Here is a 16,945-nt window from a genome sequence, read left to right on the forward strand (position 1 = left end):
CATCCCGCTCGCGGCAACAGGCGTGGCCGGCGCGGCCCGCGTGTCGTCTGATGAGCGCAGGCTCAGACGCAACTGCCCGGCTTCAATGACTTGGACCAGGCCGGGAGTACGTCGGTGATCTGCGGACGGGTTATGGACCAGAGTTCACGCCCTTGCCCCGGCACGAGTTCCTGGCCGCCCAGGAGGACGTAGGAGGTCTTGTCGAAGATGAAGGATTCGCGGGAGATGGCGCCCCCGGGGCCTAGGTTGTCCACCCGGGTCACGGCGATGCCTGATTTGCCGGTGGCGTCCTTGAGCTCTTCCGTCTCGAGGCCCGGCAAGGTCGCGGCGATCTTGAAGATGGCTGCCTGCTGCTTGGGCGGGATCGGGCTGCCGAGGATGTTGACGACGGCGCGCCAGATCTGGGTCGTTGCGTCCTTTTTGAGGACCATCTTCTTACCGTGTTCGGCAAGTTTGTGCCGGAGCTGCTCCTGGTCGGTCGGCCACCCACGGAGGTCGGCGTAGGTGGGGCGCCCCGCGCCAGGTCTGCTGGAGCACCGGGTCAGGAGTTCCTTGTACTCGCGGCCCCGGGGGTTGGTTTTCGACAGCTTGTGCCACCACAGTTCTGGGCGGGAGCCGTCGACGGACTCCCAGACCTCGCCCGTTATGTGGCGCGGACCGACGTTGGGAACCCCGTTCTCGCTGCGCGTCTCCGCGATCCGCTCGTAGTGGAGGTACTGGTCGTCGCGGGGTTCCGGCCACGGAGTGGCGGTCGCGGCCTCGGCCGCCAGCCTCAGGACCTCGGCGGCGCTCGCGGGCGCGGAGGTGTTGAACGTCTGGACGGCGATCACTCCTGCCGTCATCGCCGCGACCAAGCCGCCTGCCAGCATCAGACGCCGCAGGCCGACCGCCCGGGGCCGCCGCTTCGTGTGGGCCTCGGCCAGGAGGGCGGTACGGGCGGGGGCGAGGCGGTCCGCCGTGGGGTGCGGCGTATCGGCGAACAGGTCGCGGAGTTCGGTCAGGTCGCTCAGTTCGTTCATGAGGTCTGCTCCGTCGTGGGGTCGGTGCTGCCGAGGACGTTGCGGACGATGGCCCGCGCGCGGTTGAGGCGGGAACGGACTGTTCCGACCGGGATGGACAGGGCGTTGGCGACCTCCTCGTAGGTGAGGTCGGCCCAGGCCACGAGTAAGAGGACGTCGCGGTCACGGGCCTTCAGCGAGGCGAGCGCCTGGGTGAGAGGGCGCCGTACGGCATGCGCGCTCGCCCGCTCAAGGGCTTGTTCGGCGGCGTCGTCGGCGTCGAAAAGCACGCCCATTTTCGAGTACGCCTTATAGCGGTGTGTCTCCGCGCGCTGATGCCGCCGGATGAAGTTGGTCGCGATGCCGTACAACCAGGGGAGGGCCTCGGGACGGGCGGTGTCGTAGTCGCGGCGCTGCCTGAACGCGGCGAGGAACGTCTCGGAGACGACGTCGTCGGCCGTGTCGTCGCCGAGCCGGCGGGCCACATAACGGTGGATGTGTCCCGCGTGCCTGTCGAACAGCAAGGCGAAATCCTCGGGATCTCGCCACGACCGTTCGATCAGGGCGGCGTCAGACAGGGTCGTACCGAGCGGCATGTGGTTGGGCCTTCCCAAGGAAGTAGTGTCGCCCGTCTTTCACCCGAGTCAGGAAACGAGTTCACGGGACGCCGTCAACCATGCGGTGTCGTGTCAGCGGCGGCGTCAGGGCGGCGACTGCCCGGTATCAGAGCGGTTGGCCATGGTTGAGCCATGAACGGTTCAGCGATCGCGGCCTTGGGGCTGCGAACTGGGCCGAGCTCGCAGGATCGAAACAATGCAGCACAAGGAGAGCATGATGCAGACGTTCGACACCCCCGCCCCGATCGCCGCCGTCCTGGACATCCCTGCGGGGCGCGTCCGGTTCATCGCCGCCGACCGGGTCGACACCACGGTCGAGGTCGTGCCGGTGAACGCGGCGAAGAGCCGGGATGTGCAGGCGGCGGAGCAGACCACGGTCGCCTACGCCGATGGCGTCCTGCGGATCGTGAGCGCCGAGGCGAAGAACCAGTACTTCGGCCCGTCCGGATCCATTGAGGTGACGATCCAGTTGCCCGCCGGTTCCCGGGTCGAGGCCAAGGCGGCCAGCACCGAGCTGCGGGCCGTCGGCCGCCTCGGTGACGTCGTCTTCGACGGCGCGTACAGCCAGATCAAGATCGACGAGGCGGCGAGTGTCCGCCTCACCGCGGTCGACGGTGACGTCGAGGTCGGCCGGCTGGGCGGCCCCGCGGAGATCAGCACCGCACGGGGCGACATCCGGATCGCCGAGGCCGCAGGCGGCACGGTCGTGCTGCGCACCCAGTCCGGCAACATCTCGATCGCCGCCGCCGCCGGTGTCTCGGCCGCCCTGGACGCCGGCACCAGCCACGGCCGCATCACCAACGCCCTCAAGAACGACGGCACCACCGAACTCGACATCCACGCCACCACCTCCAACGGCGACATCACCGCCCGCAGCCTGTGACCCGCAGCCTCCAGAGTTCATCTCCGACCTTCGTACGGCGCTCATGGAAGCCCATGAGCGCCGCACCGGGGCGGGCCTTACAAGATCGAACGCTGTAGGTAAGGAGGGGAGGAACCTGACGGCGCGAGGGTCGTAGCCGCGGCCGGGCGCGCCACAAACGCCCGGCAAATGAATTGATGACCAACACCATTGATCGGCGCCCAATTGCCGATTGACGGCTTTCTGGTGCAGACGTAGGGTCCGGGCGACCAAGAGAGGACGGTCGATGATCCAATGCACACGGGCGGTCAGGGGAAGAAATTACCCGATAGTAAAACGGGCGGCGACACGAGCCAGTCGATGACCAAGACGAAACGTAAACGCACGGACGGGGTGGACGAAACGAGTGCCGTCCCTCCCAAGGAAAGCGACTCTGGCGGAAGCGCTCCAGAGTCGCAAGACTCCTCAAAGCGTTCGAAGACCATCAGCACGTCAATCGGGCCCCCGACGGACATCGGCGACCCAACGGTCCAGGCACTCGCACGCGCTCCATCGCATCTCCAGCGCAACACCGCCATTCTGTGCCGGAACGGCGCCTTCGTCGCACTCGACCAGGCGGACACCGAAGACTCGTTCGTACAGGCGCTCCGGTACATCCTGACGAACCCGATATTCTCCGACCTGCTCGACCTGCTCGACCTGCTCGACGCGGTCGACGCCAACGCCGCCAAAGCGCAGGACGTCCAGGCGATCTTTGACGCGGAGATGCGGGGCAATCCCTCGAACGAACGGCGCAACGAGCTCACAGCGATCGCGCAGGGCCTGAAAACCGGAGCAAAGATCGTGGTGACGGACGCCACCGGCTACCACGGCTCTTGGGCAAGCCACCGACCGGACGAGAACATGATCCTGGTCGGCGATATTCAGGACCCTCTCAAAGGCTGGGACAAGTACACCGGAGACTATTGGCCCTGCCTTGAAGCGATGCTGTTCGAGCTCTGCAACGCGGCGCGCGCCAATGTCTCTCGCAGCATCATTCGGGAGGCGGGCGAGGGTACGCTGGGCTGTGCCTCGTTCGTGCTGTCGGCAGAACTCAACGAGGACCGCTCCGGTGTCGCGTTCGACTGGCTCTGGAGCAAGATAATGGCCGCCGGTCCCCACGAAGTCAACAAGGGCGGCGAAATCATCAAGAGCGACGTCCCGGGCCTGCGCTTCGTCAAGTGGGACGTCATGATGGACAATCCCTTCTACGCCCAGAAGCACAGATGGACGACGAATCTTTACGGAGGGCACGTCGCCGAGTATGCGCGAATGTGGTTCTCGAACTTCTGCCAGAAATTCATGCAGATAAACAAGGAAAACCCCGGAATCGTCAACAGTTTTGTCGCACTTGTCGCCCCGTCGAAAAGGGAGATTCCGGAGGAGGGTTCGTCCGCCCGGGACAAGAAGCAGATCATCGCAGACGTCAAGCGTCTGACGGGTTACGAGCCGCCCCCGTACCAGATTGTCGACGTGGTGGCAGTCATGCGTGCCGCGCGCTCCGCAATCGCGGGACAGTAGGGGCTCACGACAGTCCCGATGAGGTGTTGTCTCCGGGCTGCTCGTACAGCTTCTGGGCGATGGCTTGCAATCGGTCATCGTGCGGTTCCGGTAGGTGCAGTGCCTGCTCGTGGGAGCGACCGAATGACTGACAACCGCACCGGACGGCATGGACTCAGAGCCGAGGTTCGGCATGTTCACCGTCCTGGTCGTGATCTCAATGATCAAGCAGGCCGGTAACCCGGCCGCGTGAGGTCCTTAGGAGCTCGTCAGCCGCCGAAGGGATCATTACCGAGTGTGGCGGTCACGCCGAGCGGGACTCGGCGGTGGCTGTTGCGATGTCCTGTTCCAGTAGGTCGTTGTGGATCGCGACCGCGACGGTGCTGGCATGGCCGGCCGCGCCGATTGCCAGCAGGGCGGGGACGGTCGTGGTGCCGGTAGCCCAAACGCCAGGGACGCTGGTGCGGCCTGCCGAGTCCGTCTCGACGGTCCCGGCTGCTGTTCCCGCTTCTGTGTGGCGGCAGCCGAGCTGCTGCGCGAGGTCTGTTTGCTGGCGTTGGCGTGTGACGACGAAGACAGCGCGTACGGGGAGAGGGGTGCCATCGGCGAACTCAATGCTGTGCAGGCGCCCGTCATGGGACACGAGGCGGCGGACACGCTGTGTCTGGACCGCGACCCCGGCGGCATGGAGCCGCTCACGCTGGGCGGCATCGAGCTCGTCGCCGTCTGTCAGCAGTACGACCTCGCTGCTCCACCGGCTGAGCAGCAGTGCCCGATCGACTCCGCGCTGAGGCATGCCGCGAAGGCTCAGTTGCGCGAGGGGCTCTCCGCGGACTTCCCAACCATGGCAATGTGGGCAGGCGACAACATCCCGCCCCCACAGCTCGGGAACACCTGGCACGTCCGGGAGTTCATCGACGAGCCCGGTGGCGAGAACGACCGCGCGGGTCTGCCAGACCCGCCCATCCCGGCTGGTCACGTAGAGACGGCCACCCACTGGTGCGTGCTCGATCCGGACCACACGATCACGTTCCAGCGCAACGTCGTAGTCGCCGAGGGCCGCTCGGCCGGCCTCCAGCAGGGTGGCCGGGGTGGAGCCGTGCTGTCCGAGGAAGTTGTGCACGTGCGCGGCGGGAGCGTTCCGGGGGCGACCGTCATCAATCACGACCACTCGGCGGCATGCCCGGCCTAGCGTGAGTGCGGCTTGAAGCCCTGCGAAGCTGCCGCCGATCACGACCGCATCGGCATCCGGCGCGTTCAGCTGATCCATGGCAGCTACCATCCATCTCGTATGGTGATACGCGATTCCTGCATTGTGGACGATGCTGCCGCGTGGACATGCCTGACCGCCACAGGCTTTCGATAGATGAGACTGCGGAGATCGGCCCGATCCAGACCGGCAGAAGCTGGGCTCCAAGGGCGAACCGCCCCCGGCTTCGACCAAGAGGCTTACAAGGGGCGCAACACTGTCGCACGCTGCGTCAACAAGCTCCGTCAGCACCGCGCTATGACAAGAGAGAACTCATCTACCAGGGCACCATCTGGCTACGCGGCCTGGTCACGTGATCCGTGGATCGCGATCGCGACGGAACTCGGCACGCCACCTGGCAGCAAGCGGCCTCCTGTGATGCGGATCACTTTCCAGAACGTGAACTCGCGCCAGCCGTACGGGCGAAAGCTGACGAACCCGTGCGTACGGACAGGAGCACCATGTGATCGCCGAAGAATTCGGCAGAACCGACGACGCCGAGCTGATACGGCGCTCGGAGCGCGTTCCGGAGGACTTCGCCGACCTCTTCGACCGGCACGCGCCCGCCATGCGGCGGTATGTCGCCAGGCGGCTGGGCCCCTCCCTGGCCGACGACATCGTCTCCGACACCTTCCTGGCCGCTTTCCGGCGCCGCCACCGCTACGACCTGAGCCATCCCGACGCCCGGCCCTGGCTGTACGGCATCGCCGCCCGGCTCATCAGCCGGCATCGGCGGGTGGAGATCCGGTTCTACCGGGCGCTGGTCCGCAGCGGCGTCGACGAGATCGCCGAGCCGTATGCCGAGCGCGTCGACGATCGGGTCGCCGCGCAGCAGACCGGGCTGGCGGCGGCTCTGGCGCAGCTGTCACCCGGAGACCGGGAGGTGCTGTTACTCGTCGCCTGGGCCGACATGTCGTATGAGGACGTAGCACGTGCACTGGGCATCCCGGTCGGCACCGTCAGATCCCGCCTGCACCGGGCCAGGGTCAAGACGCGCCAGGCGCTGGGCGGATCCAACCCTTTGGCGACCCGAGAGGAGTCTTTCGATGGATGACCTGCGATCGCTGCGCGCCTGGCGCGCCGAGGTCCCCGAGCCGGGCCAGGAGTGGATCATCCCGGAGCGCCGGCGGCTGCTGACACGGATCCGGGGGCGGGGACGGGGACTGGGGCGCCGCCTGCTCGTGATCGGGGCGCTGGGGGCCGCCGCCGCGCTCGCCGTGGTCACCCTGCGGCCCGAACCGCTCACCCCGGGCCCAACCAGCACGCCGTCGGTCGTCCGGCTCGACTCCAGCGTGGTACTTGCCCGCGCCGCCGAGGTGGTCGGCAGGCGCGGGAGCGCCCAGGTGCCCCTGCCGACACAGTGGCAGTACACCAAGACCCTGGACAAACAGCCGAATTCAGACACGATCAGGACCAGCGAACAATGGATGCGCTACGACGGCATGCAGGCCGCCAACTTCGGCGAGGACGGCGAGCTGCACGTCGGCCCCGAGGGCGATCCTCGGGATCCAGGCGATGACGACCTGACGCCGCAGGAGTACGACGCCAAGCTTCGCGACCTGCCGACCGACCCAAGGAAGCTGCTGGCCAAGGTCACCGGCGATCGCCACTGGATCGAGGGGGCACGCGAGGAGGGTGTTCCCAAGAGCGTCGTACCCGCCAACGTTCGCGCCTATAACGTGATCATGCTCTACCTGAGCAGGTACGGCACGATGCCACCGAAGCTGGAGGCGGCCATGTATCGCGCTCTGGCGCTCATTCCCGGAGTCCGGATCGAGCAGGGCGTGAGCGACGCCGCCGGCCGCAGTGGGCTGGGCGTCTGGCTGGAGCTAGCCGGTGATGCGTGGGCCGTCCGCAAATACGAGATCCTGGATCCGGCTACCTACCGCTACCTGGGTAGCCGGATGGTCTGGCTGCGTGATGAATCGCCGCCCGGCATGAGCGGGCCCGTCACCCGCAAGGGGGCGGTCTGGAGCACGGCCCTGCTGTCGTCGGTGATCGTCGACCGTCCCGGCCAGCGAGGCTGAGCGCCGCGGTGGCTACTGGATGGGCACCGCGGTGCCGGAGACCTTGACGCGAGAGTCGCCGGCAATGGCGTTACAGGTCAGGAGGCTGGGCCGCCCCATGTCGACGCCCTGGTGAATGGTGAGAACCGCGCCATCTTCCAGGCGTCCCAGCGCACGCAGGTAGCCGGTGAAGGCGGCGGCCGCGGCGCCGGTCGCCGGGTCCTCGACGACGCCGCCAGGCGGGAACGGGTCCCGGGCGTGGAAGACGGTGGGGGATTCCGGCCAGAACAGGTGGACGGTGGTCCATCCCAGGTCAGCCATGATCTTGCCCAGGGCCTCGAAGTCGTAGTCGAGATCGGCCAGGCGACCCCGGCCGGCCGCGGCCAGGACGAGGTGGTCGTTGCCGGCGTTGGCGACGTGCGCCGGGTAGGCGGGGTCCAGGTCGTCGGCCGACAAGCCCAGTGCGGCGAGCACGGGCCGTACCTCCTCTTCGGAGGCCGGGCGGGTGGAGGTCGGCGGACTGGTCAGGGTGGCGGTGATCCCGCCGGCCGGATCCGCGGCGATCTCCACCGGGACCGGTCCCGCCTGGGTGGCGAGGTTCACGGTTCCGGGGCCGATCCGTTCGCCGAGCGCGACCGAGGCCGCGATCGTCGCGTGGCCGCAGAAGGCGACCTCGGCCAGGGGGCTGAAGTACTGGATCCGGTACTGGCGCTCGTCCGTCGGGTGCAGGAAGGCGGTCTCGGAGTAGCCGAGTTCGGCGGCGATGGCGAGCATCTCCGCGTCTGACAGGTTCCGGGCATCCAAGACCACTCCGGCGGGGTTGCCGCCAGCGGGAGTGGTCGTGAAAGCCGCATACCTGAGGACTTCGTTCATGCGGTCATCATGGCGCATGCCAGTCCCGCCGGGCTCACTCGCTGCTGGTGAGGGTCACCTCCGCCGGGCCGCGGCCGGGGGTGCCGGTGCAGCTGTGGTTCTTCTCGGTTCCCTTGTGGTCCCACAGTTGGGTCAGGCAGGTGCCGATGGCCTGCTGGCCGTAGTAGTTGGGGTGAACGGATTCCTGCGCCTGGCCCTGGGATTCCAGGACGACAAGGAAGCGGGTCCATTCACTGATGTCGCCGGGTAGCGGGTTCTGAAGAGAGTTGGCGGCGGTGGCTTGCCGCGCCCGGTTGGCGCAGGCCTCGTGGCCGTCGAACAGGTTGCGCAGGTCGAGGAATTCCACGTCATGGGCGCGGGCGACCTCCCGGAGCATGTCGGGAGATGGCGGGAATGACGGTGTTACGGGCCCAGTCGGAGTCGTCGTTGAACATCGGGCAGCCGCCCACCGAGTACAAGATGCTGGGACTCGGTATGGCGGTCGCCATCCTCATCGACGCGACCGTGGTCCGCGGCGTACTGCTGCCGGCCGCGATGGCCCTGCTCGGCGAGCGAACCTGGCGGCGACCAGCTGTCCTCAGCCGCTGACGGGAGTGACAGCCGCCTTCGGGCGGGGAAGAACAAAAGCCAGCAGGCCGCCCAGAACGGAGGCGGTGCCGCCGATCCACATCGCCGTGCGCAGGCCGTCCAGCACCGCCTGCGCCGCGGGTGGATCGCCAAGGCCCGCCGTGGCGATGGCCACCAGGACGGCCAGGCCCGCCGCGCCGCCGACCTGCTGGGCGGTGGTGGCCACGGCGGACGCGATGCCCGCCTCGCTGGGGCGCACGCCCGAGGCGGCGCACACGAACATCGCCGGAAAGGTCACGCCTCCGCCGATGCCCCAGACCGCCACGCCCGGCAGCAGCATCCAGTAGGAGGCTCCCGTCGACATGGCCACCGCCAGCAGGACCATGCCCGTGCCGTTCACGGCCATCCCGGCGAACAGCGTCGCGCGGGGCCCCCAGCGGACGAGCAGCGCTCCGGCCAGTCGCAGCGACGCGCCCATGGAGATGACCGTCAGCGGAACGAAGGCGAGCCCGGCCTCCAGCGCCTCGTACCCGAGCACCCCCTGCAGGTAGGTGGTGAACAGGTAATACGCGCCACCCAAGGCACTCTGGAAGACCAGGATCACGCCGATCGCCGTCACCAGCCCGCGATCGGCGAACAGTCGCAGCGGCACCAGCGCGTCCTTCGTTCTCCCCTCGACCAGGGCAAATGCCCCCAACAGCAGCAGACCGGCCGCCAGGAAACCCAGACCGCGCACCGAGACCCACCCCGCTTCCGGGCCGCCGACCAGCCCGAGCACCAGCAGCGCCGATCCGAGCGTGGCCAGGACGGCGCCGGGCACGTCGAACCCGCCGCGCGTCACCGCGTGCCGTTCGTCCGGCGGAAGTACGGCCGGGGCGAGCGCGGCGGCGGCCAACGCCGGCGGCACCAGGACGAACAGCACCCACTCCCAGCCCCATGCCTGGGTGAGCACGCCGCCTGACAGTGCGCCGGCGGCCAGCCCGCCGCTGCCTGCCGCGCCCCAGACGGCCAGAGCGCGGGTCCGCGCCGGGCCCTCCTCGAACCGCGTGTTGATCAGCATCAGGGTGGCGGGGGACAGCAGCGCACCGCCGAACCCTTGCGCCGCCCGCGCGGCGACGAGTACGCCCGGCTCGGTGGCGAACCCACCGGCCAGGCACGCCAACCCGAAGATCACCGAGCCGAGAATGAACACCCGCCGTCCGCCTAACCGGTCGACGAGCCGCCCGCCGAACAGCAGGAACCCGCCGAACGCGACCGCGTACGCGCTGACGACCCACTGCAGCGACTGGGCGGAGAAGCCGATGGCCCGCCCGATGTCGGGAAGCGCGACGTAGACGATGTTGTAGTCGACCGCGACGGTGAACTGGGCGAACGCCAAGAGCGCCAGCATCCGGCCGGGCCGGATCACGAGGCGGCCTTCACGGCGCCGCCGTCCAGCAGGTGGTCGCTGCCGGCGATGCTGCGGGCGCGGCCGGAGGCCAGGAACACGACCAGGTCGGCGACCTCGTCCGGCTCGATGACCCGTCCGGTCGTCATCCCGGCCGAGGCAGGAAGACCGGCGAGCAGGCCGGCGGAGTCGGTGCCATAGGCGGTGGCGACGGTGTCCCAGAACGCGGTGCGCACCGGCCCCGGCGACACGGTGGTCACCCGCACGCCCTGGGGCCCGAACTCCTCGTCCAACGCCTTGCCCAAAGCGGTCAGCGCAGCCTTGGGCACGCTGTAGTCGACCGTTCCGGCGCCGGGCACGCGGGCCACCACGGAGGAGATGTTGACGATCGTGCCGCGCCGCCGCAGCAGGCTCGGCAGCGCGGCACGGGTGACCCGGACCGCGCTGAAGAAGTTGCGGTCGAACGCACGACGCCACAGGTCGTCGTCCGCGCTCAGGAAACCGCCGACGGCGAAGTCCTCACCGCCGCCGACATTGTTGACCAGCACATCGACACCGCCGAGCTCGGCGACCGCCCGGTCGACGAGCAGCGCGGCGCCCTCGGCGGTGGTCAGGTCGGCCTCGACGGCCACAGCGCCGGTCTCCTTGAGCTCCGGAGTGACGGTGCGGGCCGCCGCGGCGACCTGGACGCCTTCGGCGGTGAGCGCGCGCACGATCGCCAGCCCGATGCCGCGGCCGGCTCCGGTGACCACGGCGGTGCTTCCGGACAGACCCAGATTCATGTTCGATCCCTTCATTCGGCAGCACGCCGTCGAGAAACTGAACGGCGTGTAGTTGCTGCACGAAGATTAGCCACTGAACGCTGTAGGCTGTCAAGCGTGGTTAACCAGAGGGCGATCAGATGCTGAACCGGCGCGCCCGCCTGCGGGCCGAGACCATTGCCGAGATCCGCGCGATCGCGTTGAAGCTCATGGCCGAGGGTGGCCCCGACGCGATCTCGCTGCGCGCCATCGCGCGCGAGATGGGCATGACCGCAGGCGCCATCTACGGCTATTTCCCGACCCGCGATGACCTGATCACCACGCTGATCCGGGACGTGCACACCTCGCTGGTCGACGCGCTGGAGGCGGCGCGCGACACCGTACCCCGGGATGATCCCTCCGGGCGGATCCTGGCGTGGGCGCTGGCCTTCCGCGAGTGGGCGCTGGCCAACCCGCAGGGCTTCCGGCTGATCTACGGCGACCCGGTGCCCGGCTACCAGGTCCCCGAGGGCGGTGCCGCGCCCGAGGCCGAACACCGCACCTGCATGGGACTGACGGGCCTCGTCGCCGGCGCCTGGCCGCAGACCGAACGGATCCGTCCCGCGGACGCCTACGACTGGGCCGACTTCGACGAAGCCCTGGTCACGAAGGTCCGCGCGGAGTTCCCCGGCCTGCCGCCCGCCGCGATCGCCGAGGCGCTGCGCATGTGGGGCCGCCTGCACGGCCTGCTGTCCCTGGAGATTTACGGTCATCTGAGCGGCCAGACCCGCAACCCGGCCAAGGTCTACCGCGCCGAGATCACCGAACTGGTCCGGTCCCTGGGCCTCACCTCTCCCAGCTGAAATTTGGTACGGGACGTCCGTCATCCGTATGCGTCTCCCAAGCGGTAGTCATCGCCGGAGACAACGAGACGGAGATGATCGATGGACGACGGGTTCGCCGAATATGTGGCACAGCGGCACTTACGGCTGTGCCGGATGGCCTATCTCCTCGCCCGGGACTGGGGCACGGCCGAGGATCTGGTGCAGACCGCGCTGGCGAAGGCATGGATCGCCTGGCGGCGGATCGAGGGTAACCCCGACCCCTACGTCTATCGGATCATCGTGAACACCCACGCGTCGTGGTGGCGCAGGCGGTGGCGCGGAGAAGTGCCGGCCGAGAGCATCCCTGAGACGGCCGATCCACGCGACCCGGCCGCCGAGGTGGCCGACCATGCCGCGATGTGGAGCGCCATCGGCACACTCTCTTCGCGCCAGCGCGCCGTGGTCGTTCTGCACTACTTCGAGGGACGGACACTCACCCAGGTCGCCGACATCGTCGGGTGCTCACTGGGAGCGGTGAAGAGCCAGCTCAGCCGAGCCCTCACCCGTCTTCGGGTGGATCCGGATATTCAGACCATGAACTTGGAGAGGGTCCAGCGATGAGGCACACCGAGAGCGACCTGCGGCAGTTCCTGACGGAGTTCGGCCAGGACCCCGCGGGCGGCGAACCGCCTGCTCATCTCGACGCGATCGTACGGCGCGGCCGCCGCATGCGCCGTACTCGGCGAGCGCTGACGGCCGGGGCGACCATGGCCGTCGCCGTAACGGCCGCCGGACTGGTGAACGGCCTGCTGGCCGGACCCCAGGCGGACAGGACGTCGGTCGCGAGCCGCCCAGCGAGCTCGGCTCAGGTCGATTCCGGGCCGAAGCTGCCCGCGAGCTATTCCGTGGTGCTCGGGGCGGAGAAATTCGATCTCCCCCTCATGCACTCCCAGCGGTTCGAGACGACGGGCGTCGGCCGGACGGTGACCTTCACTCCGACCAGTCTCTCCACCGGGTACAAGGTGGTCTGCGACGATCCGCAGGCGTGGGTGGTCACAGTGCAAAAGCTCAAGGGCGGCGAACTGGGGGGTATGACCGGACGGTGCAAGAATGCACTGGGCAGCCATCACGACGAGCTTTCAGCACCCACCGACTGGCTGAAGAAGCCGCAGTCCCTGCAAATCTGGGTCTTTCCGGCGGACGCCCCCATCCGGGAGGTGGCGAAAGCCGTCACGGATTGCAAGCCGACCCCGAAGTCGAAGTCGACGGAGTGTGACGACGACGAGAGCACTGCTTCCTGGGCACTGCGGCGCCCCGAAGTGCTCGAACGACTGTCGGCCGAAGTCGGTGAACGTCCCGGCAACTGGGCCGTAGGGGTCTACGACCGACCCGCCGGAGCCGAGTCCGCATCGAGCGGCGCACCCTCGGCGGCTAAGTAGCCAGAGAAAGCGCCGCATTACACCACCATGCGCCGATCCCCTGCGTCGCCGTCGGAAGACCCGCTTTACTCGCCCTGGAACCCGGCCCTCGCGCTGATCGTTAAGGCGGGCGGCTGACACAACCAATCTCGACAACAGGGAGACGACAGCGTGGTCTTCAAGCGGATGCTGGGTGCCTTCGGCGTGGGCGCGCCCTCGGTGGACACCGTCCTTTCCACCCCGCGGATCCAGCCGGGCGGCATGCTGGCCGGCGAGGTACGTCTCAAGGGCGGCGACTTCGACGCCGAGATCGAGCACATCACCCTCGGCCTGGTGGCCCGGGTGGAGATCGAGCACGGCGAGGGTGAGCACGCAGGGCTGGGTGAGTTCTCCCGCGCCCAGGTCTCGGGCCCGTTCACGCTGCGTCAAGGCGAGAACCGCAGCCTCGACTTCCAGATCCCGGTGCCGTGGGAGACGCCGATCAGCGAGATCGACGGCCGGCCGCTGACCGGCATGGCGCTGGGCGTACGCACCGAACTGGCCATCGCCAAGGCCGTCGACAAAGGCGACCTGGACCTGATCGCGGTCGAACCCCTGCCCTCCCAGCTCCGCATCCTGCAGGCGTTCCTACAGCTCGGTTTCCAGTTCAAGGCCGCCGATCTGGAGGCCGGCCGGCTGTACGGCGTGCACCAGGACCTGCCGTTCTACCAGGAGATCGAGTTCTACCCGCCGCCCCAGCACGCCGGAGTCGTGGGCGAGGTCGAGGTCACCTTCGTGGCCGGGCCGGCGGGTCTGGACGTCATCCTGGAGGCCGACAAGCGGGCCGGCCGTTACTCCGGTGACGCCATCGGCCGCTTCCACGTCAGCCACGACGACGCGCTGCGTACTGACTGGCCCGGCGAGCTCGACCGCTGGCTGGCCGGGCTGACCCAATACGGCCACGCCGGGTTGCTCGGCGGCCATGGCTCCCAACACGGGCACTACGACCACGACGACCACGGTGGCCCCGGTTGGGGAACGGTTGCGGCGGCCGGAGCCGCGGGCTTGGTCGGCGGGTTCGTCGCGGCCGAGGTCGCCGAAGAGATCTTCGAAAGCGACGAGGAAGACGGAGGAGGCGACTGGTAGAAGCGCCAGACGCCGCTGTCTGGCAGGCCAACCCGCCCAACCAGCGGGTTGTCCTGCCAGAGGCCATGATCACCTGATACGCCGACTGCCGTAGAGTCACACTCTGATGGAAATCGTCTTCATCGCGCTGCTCCTGCTGATGCTGGTCTGGCCGGTCCCGGCGCTGGCCGCTCTCGTGCTCCCGGCTCTCGCGCTGCGAGCCCGAGCCCGAGGCCGGCGGTGGACGGGTTGGTGGCTGCCCGCAGCGGCGCTGTGTGCGGCGATCGCCACCTACGGGTACGGGCTGAAGTCGACGACCTTCGGGGCATTGACCGACCCGGACGACCGGTGCGGGCTGGTCCGGCCGGACTTGTACAGCTACGGCTACCGCGGTCCGGCGAACGGATCGCAGGACATGTGGCCGCTCCACGACACCACATGCGGCCCTGACCTGGTGCCCGGCTTCGTCAACCCGCTGGTGGCCGGAGCGGTGGCGCTGTTCGCGGCCTCCGTGCTGACCATGACGGTGGTGACGATCAGGGCCCGCACCTGGTGGTGCCGGGAGATCGCTGCGGGGCCAGGCACATCAGCCAGATCGCGGAGATCAGATTGTCCGCCGACGACCGGCTATGGGGATGACTGCCCGCAAGAATAGGGCGCACCAACCCAATGCAGGGCGATGTAGGCCTCCGCCTGGCCGCAGTAGCGCACCCGCTCGCGGGTGACGCGGTAACGGGCGCCGGTCTCGGGCTCGTCGGGTGAACGCCGCGGGACGGGGACCGTCAAGTGACCGATGTCCTGGTCGATGTGGGTGAGCAGACCGTGGCACGGGCCGCCGAGGCAGATGGCGTTGCCGTCGTGGCAGCCGTCCGGCGGGTGCGCGTTCATGCCGGGTAGGCGTGCGTCTCGGTGGCCTTCACCGACGCCCAGATCCGCTGGCCGGGGGTGAGGTCGAGGTCGGCGAGGGCGGCCGGGGTGATGTCGGCGAAGGCGGTGACGGGGCCGCTGAGGTGGACGCGTACGTTGTCGCCGTGCCGTTCGATGCCGTCGATCGTGGCCTGCCACAGGTTGCGCGGGCTGCCGTCGGGGCGGGTGCGGTAGAGGGCCACGGCGGCGGGCGGGAAGGCCACGAACACCGGGCCTTGGAGGTGCTCGGTGGTGCTGAGCAGTAGGTCGCCTACCTTGACCCGATGGCCGTCGGACAGGCCCTGGTAGAGGTTGAGCCCGACCAGCCGGGCCACGTAGTCGGTACGCGGCTGACGGGCCACTTCGGCGGGGCCGCCCTGCTGGACGATGGCGCCGTTCTCGATCACGATGAGCCGGTCGGCGAGCACCATGGCGTCGAGCGGATCATGGGTGACCAGAACGGTGGCGCCGTCGAAGTCGGCCAGGTGCCGGCGCAACTGCGAACGGATCTCCAGCCGGGTGTGCGCGTCGAGCGCCGCGAGCGGCTCGTCGAGCAGCAGCAGGCGCGGGTGTACGGCCAGCGCCCGGGCCAGGGCGACCCGCTGCGCCTGGCCGCCGGACAGGTGCCGGGGCTTGGCGGCGGCGCGGTCGGCCAGGCCGACGCGGTCCAGCAGGGCGGCGGCGGTACGGCGGGCCTCGGCCTTGGAGGCGCCGTGGCAGCGCGGCCCGAAGGCGACGTTGTCCAGCGCCGTCAGGTGAGGGAAGAGCAGGTAGTCCTGGAAGACCATGCCGATGGGCCGTTCTTCGGCGGCCTGGGTGTGCAGGGGGAGGCCGTCGAGGGTGATCTGCCCATCGGACAGGGGGGTGAGCCCGGCCAGGGCGCGCAGGGCGGTGGTCTTGCCCGCGCCGTTGGGGCCGAGCAGCGCGACCACTTCGCCGGGGGCGGCCTCCAGGGCGATGTCCAGGGCGAACGCGGGCCGGGTGACGACCAGCCGGGCCCGCAGACCGTCGGTCATGGGGAGTTCACCCACCGATCGCGCAGGCTCGACAGGATGATCACCGAGACGGCGAGCAGGACGAGACTGAGCACGATCGCGGCCTCCGGCTCGGTCTCCAGCGCCAGGTAGACGGCCAGCGGCATGGTCTGGGTGGTGCCGGGGAAGTTGCCGGCGAAGGTGATGGTGGCCCCGAACTCACCCAGCGCCCGCGCCCAGCACAGCACCGCCCCGGCTACGACGCCCGGGGCGATGAGCGGCAGCGTGACGCGCCGGAACACGATCCAGCGCGAGGCCCCGAGCGTGGCGGCCGCCTCCTCGAAGCGCTGGTCAGCGGCGCGTAGCGCGCCTTCGACACTGATCACCAGGAACGGCATCGCCACGAACGCCTCGGCGACGACGACCCCGGCGGTGGTGAAAGGCAGCGTGATGCCGAACGTCGCCTCCAGCCATTGCCCGATCAGCCCCCGTCGCCCCAGTACGAGCAGCAGCGCCACCCCGCCGACCACCGGCGGCAGCACCAGCGGCACGGTGACCAGGGCCCGCACCAGCCGCCGGCCGGGGAACGACACCCGGGCCAGCAGCCAGGCCAGCGGCACCCCGAGCAGCAGGCACACGACCGTCGCGATGGTGGCGGTCACCAGCGACAGCCGCAGCGCCTGCAGCACCTGCGGCTCGGCCAGCCGTTCCAGCAGGGTCGGCCAGGGCGCCCGTACCAGCAACCCGGCCAGCGGCAACACCAGGAAGGCCAGCCCGAGTACGGCCGGCACCACCAGCACCCAGGGCAGACGCCCGGAAATGCCGGCTGCCCCGCCGCGCAGCTGTTCGCGGCGGGGGCGGTGCGGCGCTGAATGGGTCAT

Annotated in this window: 20 protein-coding genes; 10 read left to right on the forward strand and 10 right to left on the reverse strand. The window is 69.0% G+C overall.

Features of this window, described 5'->3' with window-relative positions; translation table 11 throughout:
- Positions 1-62: 62 nt before the first annotated feature.
- Both AB0B91_RS45290 and AB0B91_RS45295 read right to left on the reverse strand, forming a co-directional pair.
- Positions 63-1,019, reverse strand: a complete 957-nt coding sequence (locus AB0B91_RS45290) for a CU044_5270 family protein (RefSeq protein WP_358334478.1) — start codon at positions 1,017-1,019, stop codon at positions 63-65.
- Positions 1,016-1,612, reverse strand: coding sequence for an RNA polymerase sigma factor (locus tag AB0B91_RS45295; protein ID WP_358334481.1), 597 nt, complete (start codon positions 1,610-1,612; stop codon positions 1,016-1,018). The genes AB0B91_RS45290 and AB0B91_RS45295 overlap by 4 nt, the downstream gene beginning before the upstream one ends.
- Positions 1,613-1,832: 220 nt before the next feature.
- Here AB0B91_RS45295 and AB0B91_RS45300 point away from each other — a divergent pair, with 220 nt between their 5' ends.
- The gene (locus tag AB0B91_RS45300; protein WP_358334992.1) at positions 1,833-2,498 is read left to right on the forward strand and encodes a DUF4097 family beta strand repeat-containing protein; all 666 of its coding nucleotides are present in this window, start codon (positions 1,833-1,835) and stop codon (positions 2,496-2,498) included.
- A gap of 339 nt (positions 2,499-2,837) precedes the next feature.
- Entirely contained in the window at positions 2,838-4,037 is a 1,200-nt protein-coding gene (locus tag AB0B91_RS45305; protein ID WP_358334484.1) for a hypothetical protein, read from the forward strand.
- 283 nt (positions 4,038-4,320) lie between these two features.
- Here AB0B91_RS45305 and AB0B91_RS45310 read toward each other — a convergent pair whose 3' ends face one another.
- Positions 4,321-5,286 (reverse strand): NAD(P)/FAD-dependent oxidoreductase, encoded by a 966-nt coding sequence (locus AB0B91_RS45310; RefSeq protein ID WP_358334487.1) that lies wholly within the window; start codon positions 5,284-5,286, stop codon positions 4,321-4,323.
- 442 nt (positions 5,287-5,728) lie between these two features.
- Here AB0B91_RS45310 and AB0B91_RS45315 point away from each other — a divergent pair, with 442 nt between their 5' ends.
- Both AB0B91_RS45315 and AB0B91_RS45320 read left to right on the forward strand, forming a co-directional pair.
- The gene (locus AB0B91_RS45315) at positions 5,729-6,319 is read left to right on the forward strand and encodes an RNA polymerase sigma factor (RefSeq protein WP_358334490.1); all 591 of its coding nucleotides are present in this window, start codon (positions 5,729-5,731) and stop codon (positions 6,317-6,319) included.
- Positions 6,312-7,292 carry a CU044_5270 family protein gene (locus AB0B91_RS45320; RefSeq protein ID WP_358334493.1) on the forward strand — a complete coding sequence of 327 codons (981 nt, stop codon included), beginning with the start codon at positions 6,312-6,314 and terminating at the stop codon, positions 7,290-7,292. Before AB0B91_RS45315 ends, AB0B91_RS45320 begins: the two co-directional genes overlap by 8 nt.
- 12 nt (positions 7,293-7,304) lie before the next feature.
- Here AB0B91_RS45320 and AB0B91_RS45325 read toward each other — a convergent pair whose 3' ends face one another.
- Positions 7,305-8,144, reverse strand: a complete 840-nt coding sequence (locus tag AB0B91_RS45325) for a PhzF family phenazine biosynthesis isomerase (RefSeq protein WP_358334495.1) — start codon at positions 8,142-8,144, stop codon at positions 7,305-7,307.
- A gap of 34 nt (positions 8,145-8,178) precedes the next feature.
- Positions 8,179-8,520: a hypothetical protein gene (locus AB0B91_RS45330; protein ID WP_358334498.1), complete on the reverse strand. Its 342-nt coding sequence runs from the start codon at positions 8,518-8,520 to the stop codon at positions 8,179-8,181.
- Positions 8,521-8,537: 17 nt separating this feature from the next.
- Here AB0B91_RS45330 and AB0B91_RS45335 point away from each other — a divergent pair, with 17 nt between their 5' ends.
- On the forward strand, positions 8,538-8,732 hold the full coding sequence (locus AB0B91_RS45335) for a hypothetical protein (protein WP_358334501.1): 195 nt from the start codon (positions 8,538-8,540) through the stop codon (positions 8,730-8,732).
- Here AB0B91_RS45335 and AB0B91_RS45340 read toward each other — a convergent pair.
- Both AB0B91_RS45340 and AB0B91_RS45345 read right to left on the reverse strand, forming a co-directional pair.
- Positions 8,722-10,119, reverse strand: coding sequence for an MFS transporter (locus tag AB0B91_RS45340; protein WP_358334504.1), 1,398 nt, complete (start codon positions 10,117-10,119; stop codon positions 8,722-8,724). The two genes, AB0B91_RS45335 and AB0B91_RS45340, sit on opposite strands and share 11 nt — an antisense overlap.
- Complete coding sequence (locus AB0B91_RS45345) at positions 10,116-10,880, reverse strand: SDR family oxidoreductase (RefSeq protein WP_358334507.1); 765 nt, start codon at positions 10,878-10,880, stop codon at positions 10,116-10,118. Before AB0B91_RS45345 ends, AB0B91_RS45340 begins: the two co-directional genes overlap by 4 nt.
- 119 nt (positions 10,881-10,999) lie before the next feature.
- Between AB0B91_RS45345 and AB0B91_RS45350 the strand changes: the two genes are divergently transcribed.
- The 5 genes from AB0B91_RS45350 to AB0B91_RS45370 all read left to right on the forward strand — a co-directional run bounded on the left by AB0B91_RS45350 (position 11,000) and on the right by AB0B91_RS45370 (position 14,839).
- Positions 11,000-11,701, forward strand: coding sequence for a TetR/AcrR family transcriptional regulator (locus AB0B91_RS45350; protein WP_358334509.1), 702 nt, complete (start codon positions 11,000-11,002; stop codon positions 11,699-11,701).
- Positions 11,702-11,782: 81 nt separating this feature from the next.
- A complete protein-coding gene (locus AB0B91_RS45355; RefSeq protein WP_358334512.1) occupies positions 11,783-12,283 on the forward strand; it encodes a SigE family RNA polymerase sigma factor in 501 nt (166 codons plus the stop codon).
- Positions 12,280-13,101 carry a hypothetical protein gene (locus AB0B91_RS45360; protein ID WP_358334515.1) on the forward strand — a complete coding sequence of 274 codons (822 nt, stop codon included), beginning with the start codon at positions 12,280-12,282 and terminating at the stop codon, positions 13,099-13,101. Before AB0B91_RS45355 ends, AB0B91_RS45360 begins: the two co-directional genes overlap by 4 nt.
- A gap of 150 nt (positions 13,102-13,251) precedes the next feature.
- Complete coding sequence (locus tag AB0B91_RS45365; protein ID WP_358334518.1) at positions 13,252-14,205, forward strand: sporulation protein; 954 nt, start codon at positions 13,252-13,254, stop codon at positions 14,203-14,205.
- A gap of 106 nt (positions 14,206-14,311) precedes the next feature.
- Positions 14,312-14,839: a hypothetical protein gene (locus AB0B91_RS45370; RefSeq protein WP_358334521.1), complete on the forward strand. Its 528-nt coding sequence runs from the start codon at positions 14,312-14,314 to the stop codon at positions 14,837-14,839.
- Here AB0B91_RS45370 and AB0B91_RS45375 read toward each other — a convergent pair.
- The 3 genes from AB0B91_RS45375 to AB0B91_RS45385 are packed head-to-tail and all read right to left on the reverse strand — an operon-like array spanning position 14,812 to position 16,945.
- Positions 14,812-15,072, reverse strand: a complete 261-nt coding sequence (locus tag AB0B91_RS45375) for a hypothetical protein (RefSeq protein WP_358334524.1) — start codon at positions 15,070-15,072, stop codon at positions 14,812-14,814. The genes AB0B91_RS45370 and AB0B91_RS45375 overlap by 28 nt on opposite strands.
- Complete coding sequence (locus AB0B91_RS45380; protein WP_358334527.1) at positions 15,069-16,106, reverse strand: ABC transporter ATP-binding protein; 1,038 nt, start codon at positions 16,104-16,106, stop codon at positions 15,069-15,071. Before AB0B91_RS45380 ends, AB0B91_RS45375 begins: the two co-directional genes overlap by 4 nt.
- Complete coding sequence (locus AB0B91_RS45385) at positions 16,103-16,945, reverse strand: ABC transporter permease (RefSeq protein ID WP_358334529.1); 843 nt, start codon at positions 16,943-16,945, stop codon at positions 16,103-16,105. Before AB0B91_RS45385 ends, AB0B91_RS45380 begins: the two co-directional genes overlap by 4 nt.

The organism is Nonomuraea sp. NPDC049141 (genome assembly GCF_040648415.1).
In the GTDB taxonomy this organism is placed as follows: domain Bacteria; phylum Actinomycetota; class Actinomycetes; order Streptosporangiales; family Streptosporangiaceae; genus Nonomuraea.